We start from the raw sequence: 22,757 nt of genomic DNA on the forward strand, positions 1-22,757 counted from the left end.
AATAAAGAGACGGCGGGTTACCCCTCCGCGGTACCACTCTTTTTGACGCATCGGCTGTCTTAATAACAAGCCTTAAAGCTGCGTCCAGCTCTTCTTCCCGGTTTAAGCTGGAGTGCCAGCTTAAACCGGGAAGGTCCGATAACGAGGACAGCCGTAGGCAGCGTACTCTTGTTCCGCCGCTCCGCTCCCGGGCGAGCTTCAAGAAATCCGGTGACTGCGTCGCACCAACCCGCAGCTCTCTGTTCACCGTCAAACTCTACTACTCCCGTTCTTAGCGTGTATTATATAAATTATTCACCACTCTAAATCCATACAAAAAAGCCTGCCATCTCATTCAAGAGACGACAGGCTGTTAACCTTCGCGGTACCACTCTTGTTGATGCTCTGTATCGGCTAAGTTCCTGCCGATTCCAATTGAACATCCACTCTACGGTCCAGTATGTTAGGTACTAGACCACCCTATCACGGAGGTTACCCGTAAACGGTGTACAAACGTTCCGGCGACAATTGCCAGTAATGCTTCCACCGCTCCGCTCCCAGACGAGTTCAGGACTCCTTCGACTGCGTTGCACCCACCCGCAGTTCTCTTATCCCAGAGTATCCTTACTACTTCCGCTCATCGCGTTTGCTTGTTTAATTGAACTGATTATACCCGTTAGCTCCAAATGATGTCAATAGGCAGATACAGACCATTGTTCCAGTGAGAATCCAGGGTCAGCAACCATATCCAGCGGTATTCCTCCATCATGCTGCCACTTCACGTATGCAGCCGCTCCAATCATCGCCGCATTATCCGTGCAATACACCGGTGGAGGAATAATAAGTTCAATGCCCTCCGTTTCACAGCGCGAGATTAATGCCGAGCGGAGTCCACCATTAGCAGCGACACCCCCACAGAGCAATAACTGTTTGGAGTTAGTGGCTTTAACGGCGCGTACCGCCTTTTCCACCAGCACTTCTACTACGGATTCTTGGAACCCCCGGGCGATGCCTGCGACATTGGGTTCAAGACCTTTCATTTTGCTCTGATTCACCACATTCAGCACCGCCGATTTTAGACCGCTGAAGCTGAAATCATAAGAGTTCGGCTCCAGCCATACCCGCGGCAATGCAACAACTTCCGTCGCTTCGCGTGCCAGGCGGTCTACATGGGGGCCACCGGGATAAGGAAACCCAAGCGCCCGAGCCACTTTATCATATGCTTCACCTACAGCATCATCACGCGTGCGGCCGATAATTCGAAATTCACCCTCACGCTCCATATGAACCAGTTCAGTATGTCCACCTGACACTACTAGTGTCATGCAAGGATACTGCAACTCTGCAACCAGGCGGTTAGCATAGATGTGGCCTGCAATATGATGCGTGCCAATTAACGGCTTGCCCCATGCAAGGGCAAGGCTTTTAGCTGCTACTACACCGACCAGTAAAGCGCCCACCAACCCCGGGCCTTGAGTCACCGCTACCGCAGTCAATTGTTCGGGTGTAACGCCTGCCTTGGCGAGCGCTTCCTCGATTACGAGCGTAATTACCTCCACATGTTTACGGGAAGCCACTTCTGGCACCACGCCCCCAAAAGCGCGATGTGTCTCTATTTGACTCGAGATAATGTTGGATAACACTTCTGATCCGTTTTTGACCACGGCCACCGAGGTTTCATCACAACTCGTCTCTATAGCAAGTATTAGTACAGGTTGAGCTGTGCCTGTTTCTGTCTTCATTTCAAGTCCACGCTTCCTTCCAAATAGCCGTGCTCCTTATACTCCGGTAGATCCGCCCACATAATGAGTGCATCCTCGCGATTATCGGAATAATATCCTTTGCGCGTGCCGGCAGAACGAAAGCCTTTTTTACGATATAAATTCTGAGCTACCTCGTTGGATACCCGCACCTCAAGTGTAATGGACTTCATGCCTACGTAAGAGGCAGTATTCATTAACTCTTCCAACAGGCGCTCACCCCATTTACGTCCACGATAAGCTTCGAGTAAGGCAATATTCGTCACATGCGCCTCATCCACGATAGCCCACATTCCAGCATAGCCAATTATATGACCCGCCAGCTCCATGACCATGTATTTAGCAAAATGATTATGCGTCAGCTCATTCCGGAAAGCTTCCTCTGTCCACGGCATGGTAAAGGCTTCACGCTCAATAATAAGGATGTCCGGTATATCCTCCAGCTTCATCAGGCGAAAAACAAGATCAGCCTCTTGTGCTCTCAATGATTCCACTTCCGTCATCGTTTTAAGCCTCCTTTACTACTTAACCGCAGATTGGCCTCCGCTTCCGAAATCTGAGTATAGTTAGGGATTAAGCTATGAATATCATCATTCTCTACTTGCAGCCGGGCTTCACCAAGGAAGCCTGTCCAACGCCCCTCCAGCTCATAAGGAACAGCTACAGAAGTGCCGAGTTCCGCCAGCGGATGTAGTGATTCTTCGCTGCCATGTACAGCGGTTTCTCCAACAAACCATAGAATAGCTGGTTTAGTTCCTTCGGCTGAAGCCTGTTGTAAACGTTCTGCCAAGTACTCCACCCAGTCGGCCATCAACCGGATGGCATCTGGTTCAAGGCGGCTGAGAACACTATTCCCATCCGCTGCGAATAACCCTGTGTAGACCTGTCCTCGGCGCGCATCCATCAGTGGAATGATCCAGTCTGGACCGTAGCCACTGTTCGCACTGGCTTGTCCTGACTCTGCTGTCGTCTTATTCTTAAGGGCTGTTTCATACCCACCCCATGCCACAGCATGCAGGCTCGAAACACCAACTACTGGGACATTCCATGCCCAAGCCAGCGTTTTGGCAGCCGTAACCGCGATCCGTGTTCCCGTATAAGATCCCGGACCCACACCAACTGCAATCCCGCCCAGATTAGCAACGGTTGTTCCCGAAGCTTGCAGCGCCTGCTCTATAATCGGCAGCAAATGCACCGAATGATTCCGTTCACCGGAAGCATTAATTTCATGCAATAATTCTCCATTTTCGGTCACTGCAACCCCCAATACAGCAGTTGATGTATCCAGCGCTAAAAGCCGCTTGCGCGGCTCTGTATTCTCATTCGTCATATTCATTAACCCCACTTCTGGATCAGCTCCCGGCAAAGCTCACCATAAGGCGCCCCGATTCCGGTCACCGTAATGATTCGTTCCTCCGGTCCAACTGTTTCCATGTATATATGCATATGCCGCGGCGGCATTAACTCCGTAATAATACTGCTCCATTCTACCAAACAAACACCCTGACCATAGAAATACTCATCCAATCCAAGCTCATCTGCTTCCTGAAGTGAAATCCGATATACATCCATGTGATATAACGGCAGACGACCTTCGTACTCTTTAATAATAGTAAAAGTAGGACTGTTTACGATCCCTTTCACTCCAAGATGGCGAGCGTAACCTTGCGAGAAGGCCGTTTTTCCTGCGCCTAGATCACCGTCCAAACCGATAACCATTCCTGCCGTTGAAGCAGCAGCTATTGCACTTGCCAGTTGCTCCGTATCCTGCAGATTGTAAGAACGGTAAGTGAACACCGTTTCGACTGTTTTGTCCAACTACAACTACCACCTTTTAAAATATCCCTGTCGAAAACCATTACATTCAATTATATCGGTATGGTCCATCCACCGCAACAACTGTCCCTGCCCATTGTTTAAGCCGAAGGAGGTACAGCCCTCTTTTTCACTTGCATGGTTAAGCTGGATTTCGATACAGAACGCTGCGAGATTGAGTGGCTTCGACTACCGCTAATCCGCTCATACTGCTCCTTACCATATCCGTAGCTTGAAAAAATAATACTGTCGCAATAACTCCTGAACTCAGCGCAACAATAATGGACTGTCCTGCCTGATCCAATATATTGGTTTAAATCTTACACCGTCAACCTTGATGTCAGTTATGCTCCAAATCAAAAAAGAGACCTTTACGCAAACTTAAGCATAAAAAGTCTCTTTTTTTAAAACTATAATTCAGCTTTAACGTACGCTCTAAGTAGACCTTTGTTAGTGCTCTTGCTCTTCGAGTCGTTCAACACCCACAGTGTGCGTATTGGTTGGTCGAGAGCCAACTTGTACCGTAGCCATACCGTTCTCTTCATCCACATGTTCAATCCAGACAGGCTCCCCATCCAAATGTACACTTACAGTCTCTTTAGAAGCATAAATATCCTGTGCCCGTTTGACGTCCACAACTGTTCTCCTCCTTTATCTTTCCTAAAGTTTACGATTCTAAGGGTGACGTATCTTCGAGGGTTCGTTCCGCATCCAGCTTTTCCGAATCGGATACCTGACTGGCCTCCGTGGGCGCAATAATGCTCTCCCAATCCACAACTGTGGCCGGAATATCCTGCTCGCTCAGCGCATCGCTCCATTCGTTATCTCTTGGTTCCATACCTTAGATTCTCCTCCTCAACTTCACAGGTCCGAGTTTATTTTTTCCCAAGCTTCTCAAAAAATGCACCCGGCTAGAAAAGCCTTTCCTGCCTCATACTAACCCAAAGCAAATCAACTTAGATCAGGAGGTGTTTCTCATGCATACCGTTTGGAAAGGTGCCATCAGCTTCGGGCTTGTGCATGTTCCGGTTAAAATGTTCTCCGCTACGGAAGACAAGGACATTTCTCTGCGTTATATCCATAAGGAATGTGGCAGCCCGCTGTCGTATGTACGCAAATGCCCGGTGTGTGACAAAGAGGTCGCTTGGGAAGAGATCGGTAAAGGATATGAGTATGAAAAAGGGAAGTTTGTTCTCTTCGACAAAGAGGAATTGGATCAACTATCCGACGAGACCAGTAAAAGCATCTCCATTCTCGACTTTGTTGACCTGACGGAAATCGATCCGATTTATTTTCAAAAAACCTATTATTTATCCCCGGATCAGGCAGGCTCAAATGCTTATCGACTTCTTATGGAGGCCATGAAGCAGACAGGTAAAATTGGCATCGCCAAAATTTCAATCCGCTCAAAAAGCAGTCTGGCAGCGATCCGTGTTCTTGAGGATTGCCTTGCGATTGAGACCATTTTTTATCCCGATGAGGTGCGGCCGATCTCACAAGTGCCCGGTCTGCCCGAAGCAGGGACAGTGAACGATAAAGAGCTGGAAATGGCTAAGCTGCTGATCTCACAGCTATCCACTCCTTTTGATCCGGCAAAATATACCGATGATTATCGCCAGCGTATGCTTGATCTGATTTCACATAAAATTGCAGGCGAGGAATTTCATATCGCTCCTGCTAAACAGGAAAGCAATGTGATTGATCTAATGGCTGCCTTGCAGGCCAGTATTCAAGCTGTGCAGCATATTCCTTCAGACCCTGGTCCTTCATTAACAGGCACCACAAAAACCAAAACTAAAGCGGCTCCTGCTGCCAAAAGAAAAACTACCAAGACCAAAACAACCGCCGCGGAACCTGCGGAGCAGCAAAACGAGGTCTCCGGGCCGACTCCTGTTATTACGCCGAAACCGAAACGCCGCAGCACAAAAAGCAAAACAACCGTATCTTAGGAGGCTCTGCGGATGAAGCTTCAGCCCATTATTCCTTTTGAACCTATACTGGCTGGGCAGCTTCCAGCAGGTGACCAGTGGATCGCACAAATTAAATGGGACGGTGTGCGGATGTTGTCCTATTACGATGGAAGCACTACTCAGCTTATTAACAGACGTGGCAATTACCGTACCATGCAATACCCGGAGCTTACTGATGTATCTGCTTACTGCAAGGCTGGCTCCGTTATTCTTGATGGTGAGATCATCGCACTCAAGGACGGCAAACCCTCATTTCACGAGGTGATGCGGAGGGACAGTTTAAAAAATGGTTCCACGATTTCCGTCGTTAGGCATCAGGTTCCTGTCATTTATATGATTTTTGATATTCTGTTTTATAATGGCCAATCGACGATGGATCAACCATTATTCTTGCGGCAGCAGCTGTTAAGTGACATTCTGCTGCCCCATCCCCATGTTCAAGCTGTGCCAAGTTATACCGATCCTACAGAACTGTTCGCCGCAACTCAGAACCAGCGTTTGGAAGGAATCGTCTGCAAGGACATCAACAGTACTTATGCTCCGGGCGGAAAAGATAAACGTTGGCAGAAACGCAAAATCAGTTCTGATATTACAGCTGTAGCGGGGGGTGTGACGTTCCGTGACGGTATCGTTAACGCACTACTTCTTGGTCTTTATGATGATAAAGGAAATTTGCATTATATCGGACATGCCGGTCCGGGCAAATTGACTGTACAGGATAAACGTGACTTAACTGCGGAGGCACACCGCCTTAAGCTGGATCGGATGCCCTTTGCCGATGTTCCACAGCGAGGCAAGGGTGCTTTTTGGATAAAGCCGGAGCTCGTCTTCAAAGTTCATTTTCTGGAATGGAACACCTCTGGCACTCTGCGTCAGCCTGTTACTCAAGCTAAAGTGGATCTTCCCCCGGAGTCATGCACAATGGAGCAAAAAGGATAAATTAATAAGAAACGTCCTCCCAATTTCAAGTGGGAGGACGTTTCTTATTGCACTGTAAGTCTTGTTACAAGGGCCTCCAGCTCTGCCTTTGTCTGCGCAGTATTTTTTGTACTTGTAAACGTATAATCGACACTTCCATCAGCACTGGACCATACCAGCTGGACTTTAAGATCTCCGTGATGAGGCCCAAAAACTGTGTAAACCGCCTCAACTCCGTTGATGTTCAAATTCTCATCTTGGTCGCCAGGCAGCTGGGCCAAAGTCACCCCTTCCGGTAGCGTGTATGCAGGTGCAGATCTTAAATTCACCCTCTCTCCATTTCGTAGATAGGTGATAGAAGTTTCTGTATTGCTCCACTTCAAGCTTTGCGAAATCACCTTTTTGCCAGCAGCTTGGGCTTTAGCTTTCAACTGATCCCTGAGAGTCTTATACTCTGAGCTAAAAAACATTGGAATCACTGGATTTAAAACGACATCCTGCAACTTATAATCCTCTGGTAGAGAAGTGGGTATCAGGAGTGACTTCCCGCTTAAGGACAAAAACTTCTGCGCCGCTTCGTTTACAGAACTGAATCTATATGGCATATAGCTTATACTCAAGGTTTCATATGGATTAGATTTCTTATCATTTACATACAGAACCTTAAGTTCGCCTGCTTGTAAGGGAACCGTATTTTCTTGGGCAATCAAAGCTTCAATCGTTGAAGATACGGGCGTATTCGGCTCAACGGGTGCGGTAGCTTTACTTTTATTATTACTCCCCGCAGGCACTGCGCCTGCTGTTCCACTCACCTCACTCATCAATACTTATAAGCTTAAGGCTGTAATCGCCGCGCTTTTCTTAATCATCATTATGATATCCTCCTTAACCCCTTGGTTATTTGATTATGGTTTTAGCTACCGCTAACATTTCATTTGTCGTCAGCGTACTGGCCCGATTGTCTGAAAGGGTATATTGTATCGTGCCTGAGTTATCCAGCCACACTAGCTTTGTGTTAAAGCTTGCGTCTTTAGCGGAATCAGTTGTAAGTACTACTTTCCTGCCGTTGACCGTTAATTCTTTCTTAGTTTCCGAAGCTCGTACAAAAGGTACCGCTCCTTCTGGAAGTTTGGCGGGCGGCGACCCAGTTACAATGCTAAAATTAGCTTTTCCTTTGACATACAGCTGCATAGACAAATTCGTCTGGTTCCAGCTGATGATTTTACTAAACAACTGTTTATTAGAATTACCAGCAGCTGCTGCTGCTTTCAATTCCTGCTCTAGTTGCAAGTACAGCTCTGAATCATTAGCTACAGCCGGTGGATAGATGATGGCTGTCGCCAGAGTGAAGCCTTTGGGAAGATTTCCGGGCTGCGGAATAGACGGACCCTTTAGCGCTTTAAACTTAGCTGCAAAGGATTTATAGTCTTTAAAAACAAACCCTTTGCCAGAGAAGCTGATCGTATCCTGTGGATTGGAGACTTTATCCCGTACGTAGTAGGCCAAAAGCGTACCTTCCTTCACTCCAGCTACGAGTGCCTGCAATTCCTTTTGGGTCTTCTGATCGGTTTGTGATGCAACCTGTGCTCCTGATGCCGCCGCAATTGTAGAAGACAAGCCGGGTACATCCACACCCCCGGCCACTCCTGTTCCCAGCAAGATTGCTGCAGAGAACGTGATAACTGTTTTTTTGAAATCAGAATGGAGCTTCAATTTCTAACATCCTCTCCTTCAATAAGGTAAATGTATTTTCACCCCTGTTTTTAACTACACTTCTATAACAATCCAACATTAGAAAAAGGGACATTTCTCACAAAAAAGAGGCTGTCCCAAGCAACTAGTTCACGACTTTGGGGACAGCCTCTTTTTTGTTCTTAACATTACAAGTGACGCACCAAGTGATGCAATAAGTAAAGCTCTTATAGAATAATTGGGGAATTTCTCCCTAAAATTCAGAGATTTCTGTTCATCGGACTTATAATTAGGGAAAACTTCCCTGAAATTCAGCCAATTCGGCAACGAATAAAGAAATTCCCATGATTATTAGGGAGGAATTCCCTGATTTCGTTCATTTAGGGCAAATAGCGGCTATTTTCAGGGAGTTTTTCCCTAATTAGTTTAAAGCACTCTATACATTGCACAAACACAGAACGTAACGCCCATAGTCCACCGTCACATATACCAACTAATTCCACAAAATCATCTACTGCAAGCCGCAGGAAAATCACACATAGCACATCGCCCACCGCCCCAACCATTAGCATAGAACACTACGCGTGGCATATCGTCACATGGCACAGTAAAATCCATCATTCCCCTATTCCATAAAAAAAGCTGCCTCCCAAGTAGAATTCACTACTTTTGAGACAGCTTCTCATAATGTACTGTTAGAACAGTAGCTAGTGAATAAAACTGGTGGCAATCTTTTGCCATTGCTCACGAGTCAGTTTATTCTCCTGCTTGTCGCTTAGAGAAAAAACCATCTGGGTGACTTCATCATACCAATACAATCGATTCTGAGAAAACCAAGCATTCTTCCCTTTTCCAGTACCCGCCGCGATAAATATTGCCTCTTTACCTGTACCTGTCACAGACCATTTTTCAGCAGTCTGGCCTTCCAAGATAGACACTTGCATGGTATAACCCTTAAAAACACTCTGCCTTAAGGATAGTGTAATTCTTTGATCTCCCTTGTCGTAGGTAACCTCAGCATTATCTATGGAATTTGCAGCTATCTTCTCCATAAATAAGTTCTGCCCAGTTTTATCGGTTGTAGCCTTTTTTTGAAATTGTTCAAGGATTTCTTCATATTCTGGGTCTAGCGACCTGTATAGGGGAGCTGCATTAAAGGTTCCTTGCTCGAATTCATAACCATCAGCTAACGAGGAAGGCAACCCTGGCCAGAAATCGCCAACAGTTTTTAATTCTTTTACGAAGTCTTGATATTTCGAATACACCGGCGAAATAAAAGCAAACTGCAATTGATTTCCATAGCCTAACCCTAACTCCAGCTTATTTAATTCAGCATCCTTCACATAATAAGCAGCCATTTCCCCAGTGTTTAAACGAGCAAGCACTTGCTCTTTATAAGTCATAGATAAGCTCTGATACTTCTCTATCGCAGGCGAGGTTGTCGGATCAGGCGTATTATTATGCACCGTCTTCACAACAGCCTTCCCTCCGCTGTTCACTAGTGTAATAATACCACCTTGGGGTTTTGTGATATCAATTGTAAACTGGCTACCTTGTTCCGATAACTTTCCATGTTCAGACAGCTGCAGAGCACCCAACCCGATAATCCCCAGCAATACAGCCGCGGAGACTCCAGTGAGCACTCTTTTTCTAAACCTAGACGGGTGTTGGGGCATCTCCTTTTGCTTCTGCATAATAGGATCTTCCGGTTCTGGGAACGGCTTCAGCTCGCTAACTACGCTCGTCATTTCTCCGCCAATCGTATTCTGTTGTGCATGAATTGCTCTTACCTGTTTCATAACAGCTGCTTTTACATCCAGCTCTTCGCAGCTCCCTACCGCATCCATTTTCTTTATCATTTTCTCTTCAACAAAGCTTCGTTGCCGCACCATTCCGTTCCCCCTTTCTGAGCATTCAGCATTTTGCCAAGCTTCGTAATCGTTCGCCTGTATTTCTTCTTCACAGCATCAGTATTCTTATCCAGAATCTCCGCAATCTCCGGGAAGCTCTGTTCCTCAAAGATTCTAAGTACTAACAGGTTTCGCTCCTCTGTCTTCAGCTTCGCGAGGGCTAAAGTCAGATGTTCGTTAAATATGTAACGGTCCATCAACTGTTCCGGGCTTTCTGCAGGCGGATCTGGTTGATAAAGCGCCATAAACTTTATATGGCTTTGACGTTTGCGGATTAGACTAAGGCAATGATGGTAGGCAATTTTATATAGCCATGAAGAGAAGCTCGCGGTAGGGCGGTATGTGCCTATATGCTGATATGCCTTTACCAGAATATCCTGTACTGCATCCTCAGCTTCAGTACGGCTCCCAAGCAGCCGACAGCAATAGCGGTAAATCGGCTTTTGAAAAGCCTCGACGACCAAGGCATAAGACTCAACCTCGCCTGCCTGTACCCGAACAACGGTGTGCTCGATCCCGTCCAAAATCAGCAAACTCCCCTTTCTAATAATCGTATATCTTTATAAGTCTTATGATCATCCAAAAGGGACACTTTGGGAATATTTTTTTCATGAAAAGGAGCAGACTGACACATAATACCTTCATTCCTATCACAGAAAGGAGTTTCCCGATGCCGGCAGCGATCAAAGGTACAATTACCATAGACGGAGAAGAAATCATCATCACTAATCCAGAGAAGCTGCTGTGGCCTGAATGTGGCATTACAAAACGGATTTATCTGCAAAAGCTCGCTGCACTCTCTCCCTATCTGCTGCGTTATTGCCGAGACCGGCTGCTTACCGTCATTCGTTATCCGCACGGCATCTCTGGAATGTCCTTTTATCAGAAAAATGCGCCTGATCCTCTTCCGGCCTTTGTCCAAACCGCTGTACACGAGAATATTAACTATATCAAGCTGCAAGGCTTACCTGAGCTGATCTGGCTGGGGAATCTGGCTGCTTTGGAATTTCACCCTTCCCTGCATTATGTAGGCAGCGAACTGCCCTGTGAATGGATGATTGATCTTGATCCTTCACTTGAAATCGAACCTCGTATCATGGAAGCAACTGCGATCGTTGGGGCGGTTTTAACCTCCCTTGGCCTCTCCTCTGTACCCAAAACCTCTGGTGCTACCGGGGTGCAGATCATCGTCCCTATCGAGACTGGTGTTACTTTTGATGGATTGCGGAAAATCGGGCATTTTGTGGGTCGTTATGTCACCGAAAAGCATCCCAACCTGTTCACCCTGGAACGTCTAAAAAAGAATCGCGGAGATAAAATCTATTTTGACTACCTCCAGCATTATAGCGGCAAAACATTAGCTGCACCTTACACACCGCGTGCAAGACCGCTTGCTACAGTTTCTACACCCTTGCTCTGGGAGGAGGTTCAGCAAAATGTATCTCCCTCTAATTTTCATCTGCTTAATATCGAGGAACGCCTTCAGCGTATGGGAGATCTTTTAGAGAAAGTGCCACCACAGCCCGTTGAACAGCTCATTGCTAAGCTCCCATAAAGGAGCAATCCCATTGAAAAAAGCCCCAAAAACAGCAATAAGCCCGCAGCATCAACTACATGCTACGAGCTTATTTGGCGTCCCACTCAAGGACAGAAGGTATACTATATAAGAATACGGCATGCCGAGCTTTGTTCACCGTATTTATTGCTTTTTTATCCGTAAAAATACCTTCTTTCAGTTAATGATACTTAAGAGCTACGCTAGTGGATGGATTTCTTCTTGAAGCGGCCACCTTTAACATCATGGATGTTACCTATTGCGATGAATGCATCAGAATCCCAATCTTCAACAATGGTTTTAAGCTTAGCTTCTTCCAGACGGGTGATAACTACAAAGATCACTTTCTTGTTCTCACCGGAAAATCCGCCTTCTCCATCTAAATAAGTAACACCACGTCCAAGACGCTCTGTCAGAGCTTCCCCAATATCGCGGAATTTATCGCTGATAATCCATACTGATTTCGATTGATCCAGACCCTCAAGGGTAATGTCAATAACCTTAAATGCAATATAATAAGCAATCAGGGAGAACATCGCGTTATTCCAACCGAACACAAATCCAGCTCCGGACAAGATGAACAGGTTGAAGAACATAACTACTTCACCTACAGAGAAGGGAAGCTTCTTAGCCACTAAAATCGCAACAATTTCTGTACCGTCTAGAGATCCCCCGAAACGTACAACCAACCCAACACCTACACCTAGTATGATACCGCCAAACACGGCAGCAAGCATCGGTTCAACTGTAAAGGCCTCTACATGATGCAGCATTGAAGTGCCGATAGACATAAGTAAAATCGCATATAAGGTAGATAAGGCAAATGTCTTACCGATTTGCTTATAACCGATTAACAGGAACGGAAGATTGAGCAGTGTCAATAAAATACCCAGAGGAATGTCGAATAAATGTGATAAAATAATGGAGATACCGGTAATCCCGCCATCAATCATTTGATTAGGTACTAGGAATATCTCAAGTGCAACAGCCATCATGGCGGCCCCAATGGATAACATAACCATACGCTGCGCGAACTTAGCCATTTTATGGGCACCGGTCTTCTGCAGTTTGTTCTGCTCCTCTTTGGTAAACATTTGTGGACTCACATTCATAGAACTCCCCCTACAATTTAACAATATAGTTTTGAAACATTCGGAAGTATAATTACAATCTATACTTTCTTACATTTCTTCTTATACAATTATTATATCACAAAATATGCTCTAATAATGAATGGAACACGTACTATCCTTCGAAAAATTCAGATTTAGTCCTCTTTCCGGTCATAACAGAGGTGATAACAACTGACATAGCCCTTCACCGAGTTTGACAATTCTCCCTCTCTCCTTAAATTTTACTGGATCAATGAATTCACTATGCTTTTGATCCTTTTCAAACCCCGCGACTAGCACTGCTATCGTCTCAGGATGCAGCAAAACTGCTGTCATTTCGAAATTAGAATAGAAGCTGCGCATATCCAGATTCGCACTTCCCACCGTACCCAGCAGGTCATCCACAATCATGACTTTGGCATGCATAAATCCTTTGGTGTAGCGATAGAACTTCACGCCTGCATCTTGTAAATTCTCCAGATAAGACAAAGAAGCATGATAAACGAGCTTATTATCAGGCTTCGCCGGAATGATGATTCTAACATCCACTCCACGAAGGACTGCACTCTTCAAAGCACGACAAATCGCAGGGTCCGGAATAAAATACGGTGAAGTAATCCAGATCCGTTCCCTAGCAGAGCAAAAAGCGGCAAAATACATCTCCTGAGAAGCATCGATCGCAGCATCCGGTCCACTTCCTACAATCTGCACGGCTTCTTGCTCCTTACAAGAGTGCTCAGGGAACAAACGAGGATGACTCATACCTTCACCAGAGGCCAGTCTCCAATCCTTCAGGAAGACATACTGAATATAATAAACAGAATCTCCTTCTAGACACAGATGAGTATCGCGCCAGTAACCCATCTTGGCGTCCTTTCCTAAGTAATCATCCCCGATATTCATTCCACCTGTAAAACCAATCAATCCGTCCACCACTAGGATCTTCCGATGATTGCGGAAATTAAACCGACGATCCAGTAAAGAACTAATCGGAGGTAAAAAAAAGTGGAACTCGACCCCGGCATTTCTCAGGGTTCGAATAAACCTACGGCTTAATCGATGACTGCCCAGTCCATCACAAAGCAAACGCACCTTTACTCCCTGCCGCGCCTTTCGAATCATAACGTCCTGAAACTGCTCTCCGATCTCATCATCACGATAAATATAAAATTGCATGTGGATATGTTCTTTTGCCTCTTCCATGGCTTTCAGCATTGCGTCGTACGCTTCTCTCGCAGTTGACAGTACTCTGCTTTTGTTATGGCCTGTAATAGGCCCTTCCGAGAGCTTTGCAAGCAAAACCAATAAACCTTCGTTATTCTCAAACTGAGCGTTTCCAGTATCCGACGCTTGTTTTACTACCTTAATCTTGCCAGTGACATACGAACGAATTTCCCGGAAGAGCGAAGTACATCTTTTGTTCAATTTTCTATTCTGTCTGTAGTCACGACCTAGAAAATAATAGAATGCCAGACCAAGCGGTGGACAACAGAAGGAAATAAACAACCATGCTATAGCCCTTTGCGGGCGGCGGTACTCCAGAAATACAATCAATGCAATCTGTATGATAAAAAGAATTAGAATTATCGCAAAAATCTTCAATTCTCTACCCCCTCAATTAATAAAAACAGATGCAATAGACTCTCTGCGATGACTCTAGTACAGGTTTTGCCGTAACTCTCCTTCTTTATTCAAACAAACCGTTGTCATGTTCCTGAAAGATATGGAATACATAGAGTAGTAGGACAATTCGGATGAGCCTAATGGAAGAAAAGTCGTTAGCCTCAGGTATCGCAAGCGGCTGCCATAAGCCGCAGAAAGGAGAAGCCATGAAGAGTCAGCCAGATCATAAACGGATTACGCTGCTTGTCGTAAGGGATGCCGGACGTCCAGTCAAACAGCTCCACATCTCCAAACCGCTAGCGTTCGCTTTGCCGGCAGCAGCAGCCCTCTCTATCTCCAGTCTGGTCACCTCTATGCATTTCCATGCCTCTCAGTCCATCTCACAGCTAGAAGCCGAGGCAGCCGCACTATCGCTAACCAATCTCCGCATGGAAATGAAGGTCGCCGACAAGGATAAAGATTTAACCCAGCTTCGTAGCCAGGTCAGCGAACTTTCGGAAGAGGCAGATAACATTAAAGACAAGCTGAAGAGTGTAAATGCACTGGAACAGGAGCTGCAAGCATTGATTAACAAAAGCAAAGGTGCTGCTGCCGCTACAGACACGAATGAATCCCAACCGGAGAAATCCGCAACAGAAAAATCAAAAGCTGGATCGGCCACTTCAAATTCAACATTAGGTTTTTCGAGCCGTCTTTCTTCTCCTGTTCCTAAAGAGACCTCCTTTAAGCAGAGTACTGAAGAGAACTCATCTTCCACTTCTCTATCCGCCATAAGTTTCCGCTTTGGAGCCATTACTGCAGCCCTTCCAAAAACACTCACCCCACAGGTTGGTGGAGAATACATCGCGGTGTATCAGAACGACGCTACAAGCTTGGTGGAAGAAACTAAGGATGACTTTGAGGAGATTCACGGAATGCTTGATGAAATGGTGGAAAGTATCACACAGACAATCACACAGGCAGAGCATGAGAATAACGTACAAGCAAATCTGCAAGCTCAAAAGGCCCGTGCAGAAAAGGCTAGACTTAACGCAGTACCGCTTTGGCCTACCGAGTCCAAAGTTATTTCTTCAAGCTTCGGCTACCGCTCAGATCCATTCAAAGGTTTGTCTGCTTTCCATTCCGGTGTCGATATTGCCGGGAACATCGGTGATCCTGTATATGCTGCCTTAGATGGCGAGGTTATTACTGCGGAACAAATGGGCGCACGCGGAAAATACATCGTGCTTAAGCATTCAAACGGGTTGGAAACCTGGTACATGCATTTGAACGGAATGAACGTATCTGCCGGAGACAAGGTTAGCAAGGGGCAAAAAATCGGCTTGCTTGGAAGCACTGGCCGAAGCACAGGTCCTCACCTTCATTTTCAGGTTGTGAAGCAGAATAAAACTGTCAACCCTTTGGCGTATGTCAAACCCTAAGGATTCATTCAATTTATATAATAGGAGGAATTTATAAATGTGGAACAAACGGCAGCAGCGTGTCCCCTTTAAATCTACCGATTCCCTAATAGGGCATGGAGGAACACTGGAGGGCAAGGTGCAATGCGATACAAACCTGCGGATTGAGGGTACCTTTAGCGGTGAGATTATTTGCAGTGGTGTCGTGACTGTAGGAGAAGAAGGAACAGTGCGTTCCAGTATTAAAGCGGAGGAAATCGTGATTGCCGGCAAAGTATACGGGGATGTTACCGCAGACCGCAGACTCATTATGACCGGAACCGGGGAGTTACATGGCAATATTTCAGCAGGAGCACTTAGCATTATGGAAGGCAGCCTCCTGAATGGCTCCATTGCCATGCAAGAACAGCCCACCTCTGAAAAAGCAGGTGAGCCCAAAAGTAATATGAAAAAGGACAAGGCAGCCAAGCGCTCCTCCAAAGCACAAGGAACACTCGAAGCCGGCTAGACTTATTTCTATGAGGCAACGTCCCTTTTACGGAAGACAATCCAGGAAATGGCCAGGAATAGGATATAGTACACCGCTAGTACAGCTATGGAGAAGCCAAGTGTAGAGCCCCCCGGACCCGTATCCGACAATAGGTAGCCTCTTAGATCCATATGTGTGAAGATCAAGTATTGGGCCCATTCAAACCGTTCTGGACTAAAAATAACCGTAAAAATACTCTTGGCAAACATAATAAATAAGGATAATCCAATAGCCAGTCCACTTGCGCGGAATACGCTAGATACCATGAAAGCCAGAGCAGCGGTCAGGAAAAGCTCAATGTAACGACATAGGAGATCTAGGAAGGAATATTCCGCTGGGCTCCAAGCCGTAATGGATGACATCGTATCTCCCGAAGATGAGGAGAAGATTAACGAAGCAGCAAAGCCAAAAGCAATCAATACTGCGGTGCTAAGCAAACTGAATAACACCATGGAAATATATTTCGAGAGCAGGATCTTGGAGCGACTCCACGGGCGAATCAGCAGCAGCTTGATGGTTCCCCAGGTAAATTCGCCCGCTACGGAGTCAGAAGCCACTACAACGGTAAATATTGTATTCAAGAAGAACGCAATACTCACCGTCATCTGAAAGTTGTCCCAAAGCCCCATAAGCGATGAATCGCCTTCGCTTGTGAAATAAATAAGCGCAGGAAGCAGCACGCTCATCACCGCAAGAATAAGCAGCATAATCCATGTGCGGACACGGCTGTATATTTTGATATTCTCATTATGTATGAGAGCTGTAAATTCACCCAATTCCTTCACCTCCTGTAACCTCTAAGAATTGATCCTCCAGCGTACGGGCAAGGGCTCTGATGCTATACACCTTAATCCCACCTGCCACTAGCTTGGCATTTAATTCTGCGATCTCCTCACGCTCTGCCTCAAGCACAAGTCCCCCACTCTTAAATACTCCACGTCCAATGAGGGCTAGAGCAGCTTCAGCATTATCAACCTCGAACAAGGTTTCTCCCAGAGGCATTGCAGTATTGCCTACCCCTTTCAGCTGCTTCACATCCACCAGTCGTCCATTTTGGATAATCGCCACGCTGTCACACATGAGCTCCATCTCGGAAAGTAAATGACTGGAGACGAATACAGTTGTTCCTTCTTCCTGACATAAACGTCGTAAATAGTCTCTAAGCTCGCGTATCCCTTGTGGATCCAGGCCGTTGGTTGGCTCATCTAGAATCAGCAGCTTGGGTCTGTGCAGCAGTGCCTGAGCCACTCCCAGCCTCTGACGCATTCCCAGTGAATAGGTCTTAACTTTGTCATGAATTCTTTGACCTAGTCCAACTAGCTCGACGACCTCGTCTATCCGTTGCTTCGTTACCCCTGGCACCATCCGTGCATATTGGCGCAGATTCTGATAACCGGATAGGAACTTGTACATCTCAGGATTTTCTACAATGGCCCCTATATTTGCGATAGCCTCTTCAAAATGGTTTTTAATACTACGGCCACAGATCAAGATGTCTCCACGACTAATGGAAATCAACCCCACCATCATCCGTATTGTAGTAGTCTTACCTGCTCCGTTGGGCCCCAAAAAACCGAAGATTTGTCCAGGCGGGATGTCCAGCGTTAAATCGCTCACCAGCGTTTTCGAGCCGATTTTTTTGGTGACTCCCTGCAGGCGGGCAACAGGCTCCATCAATATTTCTGTATTCGACATAGTCTCACTTCCTTTCATCTATAACCTAGTTTACCACATATACCCTTTTTCCCGAAAATCACTAGAGGATACGAGTCTGCCATCTAAAAAAAAGGAACCTGACTTCTCCGGCATTAGGAAGAGTCAGGTTCCCTTATTCATTTAATTCCTATTTCATTCAGGTACAGCAGTTTAGCCGCCAACACGGGCAAGCTCGCGCATATTCGCTTCAAATGCAGCCATCAACGCAGCTTCTCCGGTCAATCCGGTTTGTTCTACCTTGCGAATTTGCTCCATCATCCGTTTGTAATCCTTCGGAATGACACGAACGAAGTTCGGCAAGCTATCTGCCCACTGATCCAGTACCCGTGCGCCAGCCGCACTACCTGTAAGCTCGGTATGGCGGATAATCAGCTCACGCAGCTCTTCGATCTCCTCAGACTCTTCCACTCTCTCGAGCAGTACCATTTCGAGATTGCAGCGGCCGATGAAGGTTCTATCCGGGTCGTAGACATAAGCGATACCGCCTGACATCCCTGCCGCAAAGTTACGGCCAGTTTCACCAAGGACAACCACTCGGCCTCCAGTCATGTATTCACAGCCGTGGTCACCCACGCCTTCTACAACAACCTTCGCTCCGGAATTACGGACGGCAAATCGTTCACCAGCGATACCGTTGATATAAGCTTCTCCACCTGTTGCACCGTAGAATGCAGTATTTCCGATAATGATATTGTCCTCAGCAGCAAAGGTAGCTTTCGGAGATGGCTTGATAATAATCTTACCACCTGACAATCCTTTACCTACATAGTCATTGGAATCTCCTTCCACCGTAAGTGTGATCCCCTTAGGCACGAATGCACCCAAGCTTTGACCAGCAGAACCGGTGAAATGAAACCGAATCGTATCATCTGGCAAACCTGCTGCCCCATACTTGCGGGTCAGCTCGCTGCCAAGGATAGTTCCGACGGCACGATTTACGTTCGTGATCGGCAGAGATGCCTCAACAGCCGTACCCGATTCCAATGCAGGTGCTGCCAGGTCGAGCAGCTGCGAGACATCCAGTGTCTCTTCCAGACCATGATTCTGGTATTTACTGCGGAAGCGTGTGCTTCCTTCCGGTAATTCCGGTGTATGCAGCAGGCTGCTCAAATCTATGCCTTTCTTCTTCCAATGCTTCGACGCCTGAGTTGCGTCTAGGCAATCGGTACGGCCTACCATCTCTTCAATTGTACGGAAGCCGAGACTTGCCATAATTTCACGTAGATCCTGTGCCACGAAGGTCATAAAGTTAACTACATGCTGCGGATCCCCAGTAAAGTTCTTACGAAGATCCGGATTCTGGGTAGCTACACCAACCGGACAAGTATCCATTTGGCAGACACGCATCATAATACAGCCAACAGATACTAGCGGAGCAGTAGCAAATCCATACTCTTCAGCCCCAAGCAATACAGCTACAGCCAGATCGCGGCCGCTTAACATTTTACCATCTGTTTCTAGAACAACACGGTCACGCAGATTGTTGAGCATCAATGTCTGATGGGTTTCAGCCAAGCCAAGCTCCCACGGAAGACCCGCATGACGAATGGAGTTCATCGGCGATGCCCCTGTACCTCCATCATAGCCACTAACCAAGATAATATCAGCGCGCCCTTTGGCTACACCAGCAGCAATCGTACCCACTCCAACTTCCGATACGAGCTTAACATTAATGTTTGCACGTGGATTTGCATTCTTCAGATCATAGATCAGCTCTGCCAAATCCTCGATTGAGTAAATATCATGATGCGGTGGAGGTGAGATCAGACCGACACCTGCTGTTGAGCCACGTACTTCAGCGACCCAAGGATAAACTTTACGTCCTGGAAGCTGTCCACCTTCCCCTGGTTTAGCGCCCTGAGCCATTTTAATCTGGATCTCATCAGCGTTAACTAGGTAGTTCGAGGTAACACCAAAACGTCCGGAAGCTACTTGTTTAATCGCACTGCGGCGTGAATCACCATTGCTATCCGGAATATAGCGAGCTGGATCTTCGCCGCCTTCCCCCGTATTACTCTTGCCACCGATACGATTCATCGCAATGGCCAGTGTCTCATGTGCTTCCTTACTAATGGAACCAAAGGACATTGCACCCGTCTTAAACCGTTTCATAATAGACGATGCCGGTTCTACTTCTTCCAGTGGAATCGGTTCATAGGCTGACTTGAATTGCAACAAGGAACGAAGCGTCAATTGCTTCTCGCTTTCTCCTTGAACAAGGGCAGCATATTTCTTGTACATATCATAATTCCCACTACGCACAGAGTGCTGAAGCAGATGAATGGTCTGTGGATTGAAAAGATGCTCTTCCCCATCATTACGCCATTGATAATCGCCACCGGAATCAAGCACCTTATCATTTCCGTCTTTTTCTGTAAAAGCACGGTTATGATGGATAAGTGCCTCAGTTGCCACTTCCTCCAGGCCAATACCGCCAATCCGGGAAGGTGTCCAAGTAAAGTAGCGATCCACGAACTCAGAGTTCAGACCCACAGCTTCAAAAATCTGCGCACCGCGGTAAGATTGAATCGTCGAAATTCCCATTTTGGAAAGAATCTTAACTACGCTCTTAGTCGCAGCTTTAATATAGTTCTTCACTGCTTTTTCATGCGAGATTCCCCGCAATAAGCCTTGGCCGATCATATCATCCAAGCTTTCAAAAGCCAGATAAGGATTTACTGCGCTCACCCCATAACCGAGCAGCAGCGCATAATGATGGACTTCACGTGGTTCACCGGATTCCAGCAAAATACTTACTTTCGTCCGTGTTCCTTGGCGGATCAAATGGTGATGCAGACTCGATACCGCAAGCAGCGCTGGAATCGCAGCATTCTCACTGTCCACACCGCGGTCAGTCAGAATCAGAATGTTATGCCCTTTAGCCATAACACGGTCAGCAGCCTCATTCATGCGCTCAAGCGCGATGCGTAATCCTTCTGCCCCAAGCTCAGCCGGGAAAAGAATTGGAATAGACATCGATTTGAAGCCTGCACGGCGAACATGGCGAATCTTAGCAAAATCTTCGTTCGAAAGAATCGGCGTGTGCAGCGAGATCTGGCGACAGCTTTCCGGTTCCGGTTTAAGCAAATTACGCTCTGGTCCAATCGTAGTCGTTGTGGATGTAACCAGCTCTTCACGAATGGCATCGATGGGTGGATTCGTTACCTGAGCAAACATTTGTTTGAAATAGTTATAGAGACGTTGCGGGCGGTCCGAAAATACAGCGAGTGGAGCATCATAACCCATGGAACCGACAGCTTCAGCACCAGTAGATGCCATTGGCTCAAGCACCTTGCGCAAGTCTTCAAAAGTATAGCCGAAAGCCTGCTGTAGCTGCTGTACATTGTCATGCTTAGGATTTGGTAGTTCAGGCGCATCCGGAAGCTCATCAAGACTGATCAAATGCTCATCCAGCCACTGGCGATAAGGCTTCTCAGAGGCGATAGCCGATTTAACTTCCTCATCCGAGATAATGCGGCCTTCCTTCGTATCCACGAGCAGCATGCGTCCAGGTTTCAGGCGGTCTTTATATAAGATGTCCTCTGCTGGAATGTCCAGTACACCGGCTTCTGAGGATAAAATAATCATATCGTCTTTCGTTACATAATAACGAGCAGGACGCAGACCGTTACGGTCCAGAATAGCGCCGATTTGTATCCCATCGGTAAAGCCCATTGCAGCAGGCCCGTCCCATGGCTCCATTAGAGTACTGTGATATTCATAAAATGCTTTTTTATCAGCATCCATACTATCATGATTGCTCCATGGTTCAGGAACCATCATCATGGCTACCTGTGGCAGGGAGCGTCCGCTCAAATAGAGAAACTCAAAGGTGTTATCGAACATTGCAGTGTCCGATCCATCCGGGTTAATAACAGGCTTGATCTTGTTCAGATCTTCACCAAACACTTCGCTCTTGAACAATGACTGGCGTGCATGCATCCAGTTCACATTACCACGCAAGGTGTTGATCTCACCGTTGTGGATCATAAAACGGTAGGGATGCGCACGTTCCCAGCTTGGGAAGGTGTTCGTGCTGAAACGGGAGTGAACTAACGCGATCGCTGATTCCAGCTCTTCGTTCTGCAAATCCAGGTAGAATTGTCCGACTTGTTCTGTAGTCAGCATGCCCTTGTATACAATCTTACGGCACGACAAGCTTGGTATATAGAAGGATTCAGCCTCTTCTACACCACCGTAACGAATGGCAAGCTCCGCACGTTTGCGGATAACATAAAGCTTACGTTCAAAAGACAATTCATTCGTGACCGAAGCCGAGCGGCCGATAAACACTTGACGCACAAAAGGCTTAGCAGCTTTCGCTGTCTTGCCAAGCATTTCATCATAGGTAGGTACATCACGATAGCCGAGTACTATTTGACCTTCTTCAGCAATAATATTGCTTAAGAGGGCTTCATGCTGCGCCCGAACTTCTTCGTTATGAGATAAAAAGATCATGCCCACGCCATAATGGCCTTGTTCCGGCAAAGTAAAGCCTAGCTTCTGAGCTTCACTTGCAAAGAAACGGTGCGGAATTTGAAGCATGATACCTGCTCCGTCACCAGAGTTGGGTTCGCTACCTTGGCCTCCCCGATGCTCCATATTAAAGAGCATTGTCAAAGCATTACTTACGATATTGTGAGACGGTGTGCCTTTAATATGAGCTACAAATCCCATGCCGCAAGCATCTTTTTCGAACTGGGGATCATACAGGCCCTGTTTTACGGGCAGTTCAGTGTGTTTCATCGAACGCAACCTTTCTATTATAAAGTATGCAA

The 22,757-nt window shown here is 46.6% G+C and carries 20 protein-coding genes, 1 pseudogene and 2 other annotated features; of the genes and pseudogenes, 5 read left to right on the forward strand and 16 right to left on the reverse strand.

Going from position 1 to position 22,757, the window contains the following annotated elements:
• Positions 1 to 2: 2 nt before the first annotated feature.
• Positions 3 to 282: a binding site (T-box leader), on the reverse strand.
• 52 nt (positions 283 to 334) lie between these two features.
• Positions 335 to 629: a binding site (T-box leader), on the reverse strand.
• Positions 630 to 671: 42 nt separating this feature from the next.
• From tsaD to NST45_RS22325, 7 genes and pseudogenes are all read right to left on the reverse strand, one after another.
• Entirely contained in the window at positions 672 to 1,721 is a 1,050-nt protein-coding gene (gene tsaD / locus NST45_RS22295; RefSeq protein WP_076104242.1) for a tRNA (adenosine(37)-N6)-threonylcarbamoyltransferase complex transferase subunit TsaD, read from the reverse strand.
• Complete coding sequence (gene rimI, locus NST45_RS22300) at positions 1,718 to 2,242, reverse strand: ribosomal protein S18-alanine N-acetyltransferase (protein ID WP_036676521.1); 525 nt, start codon at positions 2,240 to 2,242, stop codon at positions 1,718 to 1,720. The genes tsaD and rimI overlap by 4 nt, the downstream gene beginning before the upstream one ends.
• Positions 2,239 to 3,069: a tRNA (adenosine(37)-N6)-threonylcarbamoyltransferase complex dimerization subunit type 1 TsaB gene (tsaB, locus tag NST45_RS22305; RefSeq protein WP_038574144.1), complete on the reverse strand. Its 831-nt coding sequence runs from the start codon at positions 3,067 to 3,069 to the stop codon at positions 2,239 to 2,241. Before tsaB ends, rimI begins: the two co-directional genes overlap by 4 nt.
• A gap of 5 nt (positions 3,070 to 3,074) precedes the next feature.
• On the reverse strand, positions 3,075 to 3,536 hold the full coding sequence (tsaE, locus tag NST45_RS22310; protein ID WP_235219385.1) for a tRNA (adenosine(37)-N6)-threonylcarbamoyltransferase complex ATPase subunit type 1 TsaE: 462 nt from the start codon (positions 3,534 to 3,536) through the stop codon (positions 3,075 to 3,077).
• Between the two features lie 175 nt (positions 3,537 to 3,711).
• Positions 3,712 to 3,843, reverse strand: a pseudogene (locus tag NST45_RS22315) (multidrug resistance efflux transporter family protein); the annotation flags it as partial.
• 161 nt (positions 3,844 to 4,004) lie between these two features.
• Entirely contained in the window at positions 4,005 to 4,190 is a 186-nt protein-coding gene (locus NST45_RS22320; protein WP_036676525.1) for an H-type small acid-soluble spore protein, read from the reverse strand.
• Positions 4,191 to 4,221: 31 nt separating this feature from the next.
• Entirely contained in the window at positions 4,222 to 4,392 is a 171-nt protein-coding gene (locus NST45_RS22325; protein ID WP_155288087.1) for a hypothetical protein, read from the reverse strand.
• Between the two features lie 139 nt (positions 4,393 to 4,531).
• On the opposite strand from NST45_RS22325, the gene NST45_RS22330 reads away from it, so the two are divergent.
• Both NST45_RS22330 and NST45_RS22335 read left to right on the forward strand, forming a co-directional pair.
• Positions 4,532 to 5,503, forward strand: a complete 972-nt coding sequence (locus tag NST45_RS22330) for a Ku protein (RefSeq protein ID WP_038568938.1) — start codon at positions 4,532 to 4,534, stop codon at positions 5,501 to 5,503.
• A gap of 12 nt (positions 5,504 to 5,515) precedes the next feature.
• A complete protein-coding gene (locus NST45_RS22335) occupies positions 5,516 to 6,463 on the forward strand; it encodes an RNA ligase family protein (protein ID WP_038568937.1) in 948 nt (315 codons plus the stop codon).
• Between the two features lie 44 nt (positions 6,464 to 6,507).
• Here the strand turns inward: NST45_RS22335 and NST45_RS22340 are convergent, their stop codons facing one another.
• The 4 genes from NST45_RS22340 to NST45_RS22355 form a co-directional block, all read right to left on the reverse strand.
• A complete protein-coding gene (locus NST45_RS22340; protein WP_339823855.1) occupies positions 6,508 to 7,263 on the reverse strand; it encodes a hypothetical protein in 756 nt (251 codons plus the stop codon).
• Between the two features lie 76 nt (positions 7,264 to 7,339).
• Positions 7,340 to 8,155, reverse strand: coding sequence for a hypothetical protein (locus NST45_RS22345; RefSeq protein ID WP_339823857.1), 816 nt, complete (start codon positions 8,153 to 8,155; stop codon positions 7,340 to 7,342).
• Positions 8,156 to 8,841: 686 nt separating this feature from the next.
• Positions 8,842 to 10,026, reverse strand: coding sequence for a hypothetical protein (locus tag NST45_RS22350; protein WP_339823860.1), 1,185 nt, complete (start codon positions 10,024 to 10,026; stop codon positions 8,842 to 8,844).
• Positions 9,990 to 10,568 carry a sigma-70 family RNA polymerase sigma factor gene (locus tag NST45_RS22355; RefSeq protein ID WP_052096798.1) on the reverse strand — a complete coding sequence of 193 codons (579 nt, stop codon included), beginning with the start codon at positions 10,566 to 10,568 and terminating at the stop codon, positions 9,990 to 9,992. Before NST45_RS22355 ends, NST45_RS22350 begins: the two co-directional genes overlap by 37 nt.
• A 146-nt stretch (positions 10,569 to 10,714) precedes the next feature.
• On the opposite strand from NST45_RS22355, the gene ligD reads away from it, so the two are divergent.
• Entirely contained in the window at positions 10,715 to 11,599 is an 885-nt protein-coding gene (gene ligD / locus NST45_RS22360) for a non-homologous end-joining DNA ligase (RefSeq protein ID WP_036676536.1), read from the forward strand.
• 203 nt (positions 11,600 to 11,802) lie between these two features.
• Here the strand turns inward: ligD and NST45_RS22365 are convergent, their stop codons facing one another.
• On the reverse strand, positions 11,803 to 12,642 hold the full coding sequence (locus NST45_RS22365) for a YitT family protein (RefSeq protein ID WP_235219386.1): 840 nt from the start codon (positions 12,640 to 12,642) through the stop codon (positions 11,803 to 11,805).
• A 240-nt stretch (positions 12,643 to 12,882) separates the two neighbouring features.
• Complete coding sequence (gene cls / locus NST45_RS22370) at positions 12,883 to 14,313, reverse strand: cardiolipin synthase (RefSeq protein WP_076099408.1); 1,431 nt, start codon at positions 14,311 to 14,313, stop codon at positions 12,883 to 12,885.
• Between the two features lie 161 nt (positions 14,314 to 14,474).
• Here cls and NST45_RS22375 point away from each other — a divergent pair, with 161 nt between their 5' ends.
• On the forward strand, positions 14,475 to 15,755 hold the full coding sequence (locus NST45_RS22375; RefSeq protein WP_076099409.1) for a M23 family metallopeptidase: 1,281 nt from the start codon (positions 14,475 to 14,477) through the stop codon (positions 15,753 to 15,755).
• 37 nt (positions 15,756 to 15,792) lie between these two features.
• Entirely contained in the window at positions 15,793 to 16,242 is a 450-nt protein-coding gene (locus NST45_RS22380; protein ID WP_038568928.1) for a polymer-forming cytoskeletal protein, read from the forward strand.
• Positions 16,243 to 16,250: 8 nt separating this feature from the next.
• Here the strand turns inward: NST45_RS22380 and NST45_RS22385 are convergent, their stop codons facing one another.
• The 3 genes from NST45_RS22385 to gltB all read right to left on the reverse strand — a co-directional run bounded on the left by NST45_RS22385 (position 16,251) and on the right by gltB (position 22,725).
• Positions 16,251 to 17,039 carry an ABC transporter permease gene (locus NST45_RS22385; protein WP_038568926.1) on the reverse strand — a complete coding sequence of 263 codons (789 nt, stop codon included), beginning with the start codon at positions 17,037 to 17,039 and terminating at the stop codon, positions 16,251 to 16,253.
• On the reverse strand, positions 17,032 to 17,958 hold the full coding sequence (locus NST45_RS22390; RefSeq protein ID WP_235219382.1) for an ABC transporter ATP-binding protein: 927 nt from the start codon (positions 17,956 to 17,958) through the stop codon (positions 17,032 to 17,034). The genes NST45_RS22385 and NST45_RS22390 overlap by 8 nt, the downstream gene beginning before the upstream one ends.
• A gap of 171 nt (positions 17,959 to 18,129) precedes the next feature.
• Positions 18,130 to 22,725 carry a glutamate synthase large subunit gene (gltB, locus tag NST45_RS22395; protein WP_076099410.1) on the reverse strand — a complete coding sequence of 1,532 codons (4,596 nt, stop codon included), beginning with the start codon at positions 22,723 to 22,725 and terminating at the stop codon, positions 18,130 to 18,132.
• Between the last annotated feature and the right edge of the window lie 32 nt (positions 22,726 to 22,757).

This window comes from Paenibacillus sp. FSL R7-0163 (assembly GCF_037969975.1).
GTDB classification, from domain to species: domain Bacteria; phylum Bacillota; class Bacilli; order Paenibacillales; family Paenibacillaceae; genus Paenibacillus_AQ; species Paenibacillus_AQ odorifer.

Excerpts from the sequence above, each read along its gene's own strand:
- rimI (WP_036676521.1), bottom strand. The coding sequence starts at position 2,242 with ATGACGGAAGTGGAATCATTGAGAGCACAAGAGGCTGATCTTGTTTTT.
- NST45_RS22350 (WP_339823860.1), bottom strand. The coding sequence starts at position 10,026 with ATGGTGCGGCAACGAAGCTTTGTTGAAGAGAAAATGATAAAGAAAATG.
- NST45_RS22365 (WP_235219386.1), bottom strand. The coding sequence starts at position 12,642 with ATGGCTAAGTTCGCGCAGCGTATGGTTATGTTATCCATTGGGGCCGCC.
- gltB (WP_076099410.1), bottom strand. The coding sequence starts at position 22,725 with ATGAAACACACTGAACTGCCCGTAAAACAGGGCCTGTATGATCCCCAG.
- NST45_RS22380 (WP_038568928.1), top strand. The coding sequence starts at position 15,793 with ATGTGGAACAAACGGCAGCAGCGTGTCCCCTTTAAATCTACCGATTCC.
- ligD (WP_036676536.1), top strand. The coding sequence starts at position 10,715 with ATGCCGGCAGCGATCAAAGGTACAATTACCATAGACGGAGAAGAAATC.
- NST45_RS22390 (WP_235219382.1), bottom strand. The coding sequence starts at position 17,958 with ATGTCGAATACAGAAATATTGATGGAGCCTGTTGCCCGCCTGCAGGGA.
- NST45_RS22335 (WP_038568937.1), top strand. The coding sequence starts at position 5,516 with ATGAAGCTTCAGCCCATTATTCCTTTTGAACCTATACTGGCTGGGCAG.
- NST45_RS22340 (WP_339823855.1), bottom strand. The coding sequence starts at position 7,263 with ATGAGTGAGGTGAGTGGAACAGCAGGCGCAGTGCCTGCGGGGAGTAAT.
- NST45_RS22330 (WP_038568938.1), top strand. The coding sequence starts at position 4,532 with ATGCATACCGTTTGGAAAGGTGCCATCAGCTTCGGGCTTGTGCATGTT.
- NST45_RS22325 (WP_155288087.1), bottom strand. The coding sequence starts at position 4,392 with ATGGAACCAAGAGATAACGAATGGAGCGATGCGCTGAGCGAGCAGGAT.
- tsaB (WP_038574144.1), bottom strand. The coding sequence starts at position 3,069 with ATGACGAATGAGAATACAGAGCCGCGCAAGCGGCTTTTAGCGCTGGAT.
- NST45_RS22375 (WP_076099409.1), top strand. The coding sequence starts at position 14,475 with ATGGAAGAAAAGTCGTTAGCCTCAGGTATCGCAAGCGGCTGCCATAAG.
- tsaD (WP_076104242.1), bottom strand. The coding sequence starts at position 1,721 with ATGAAGACAGAAACAGGCACAGCTCAACCTGTACTAATACTTGCTATA.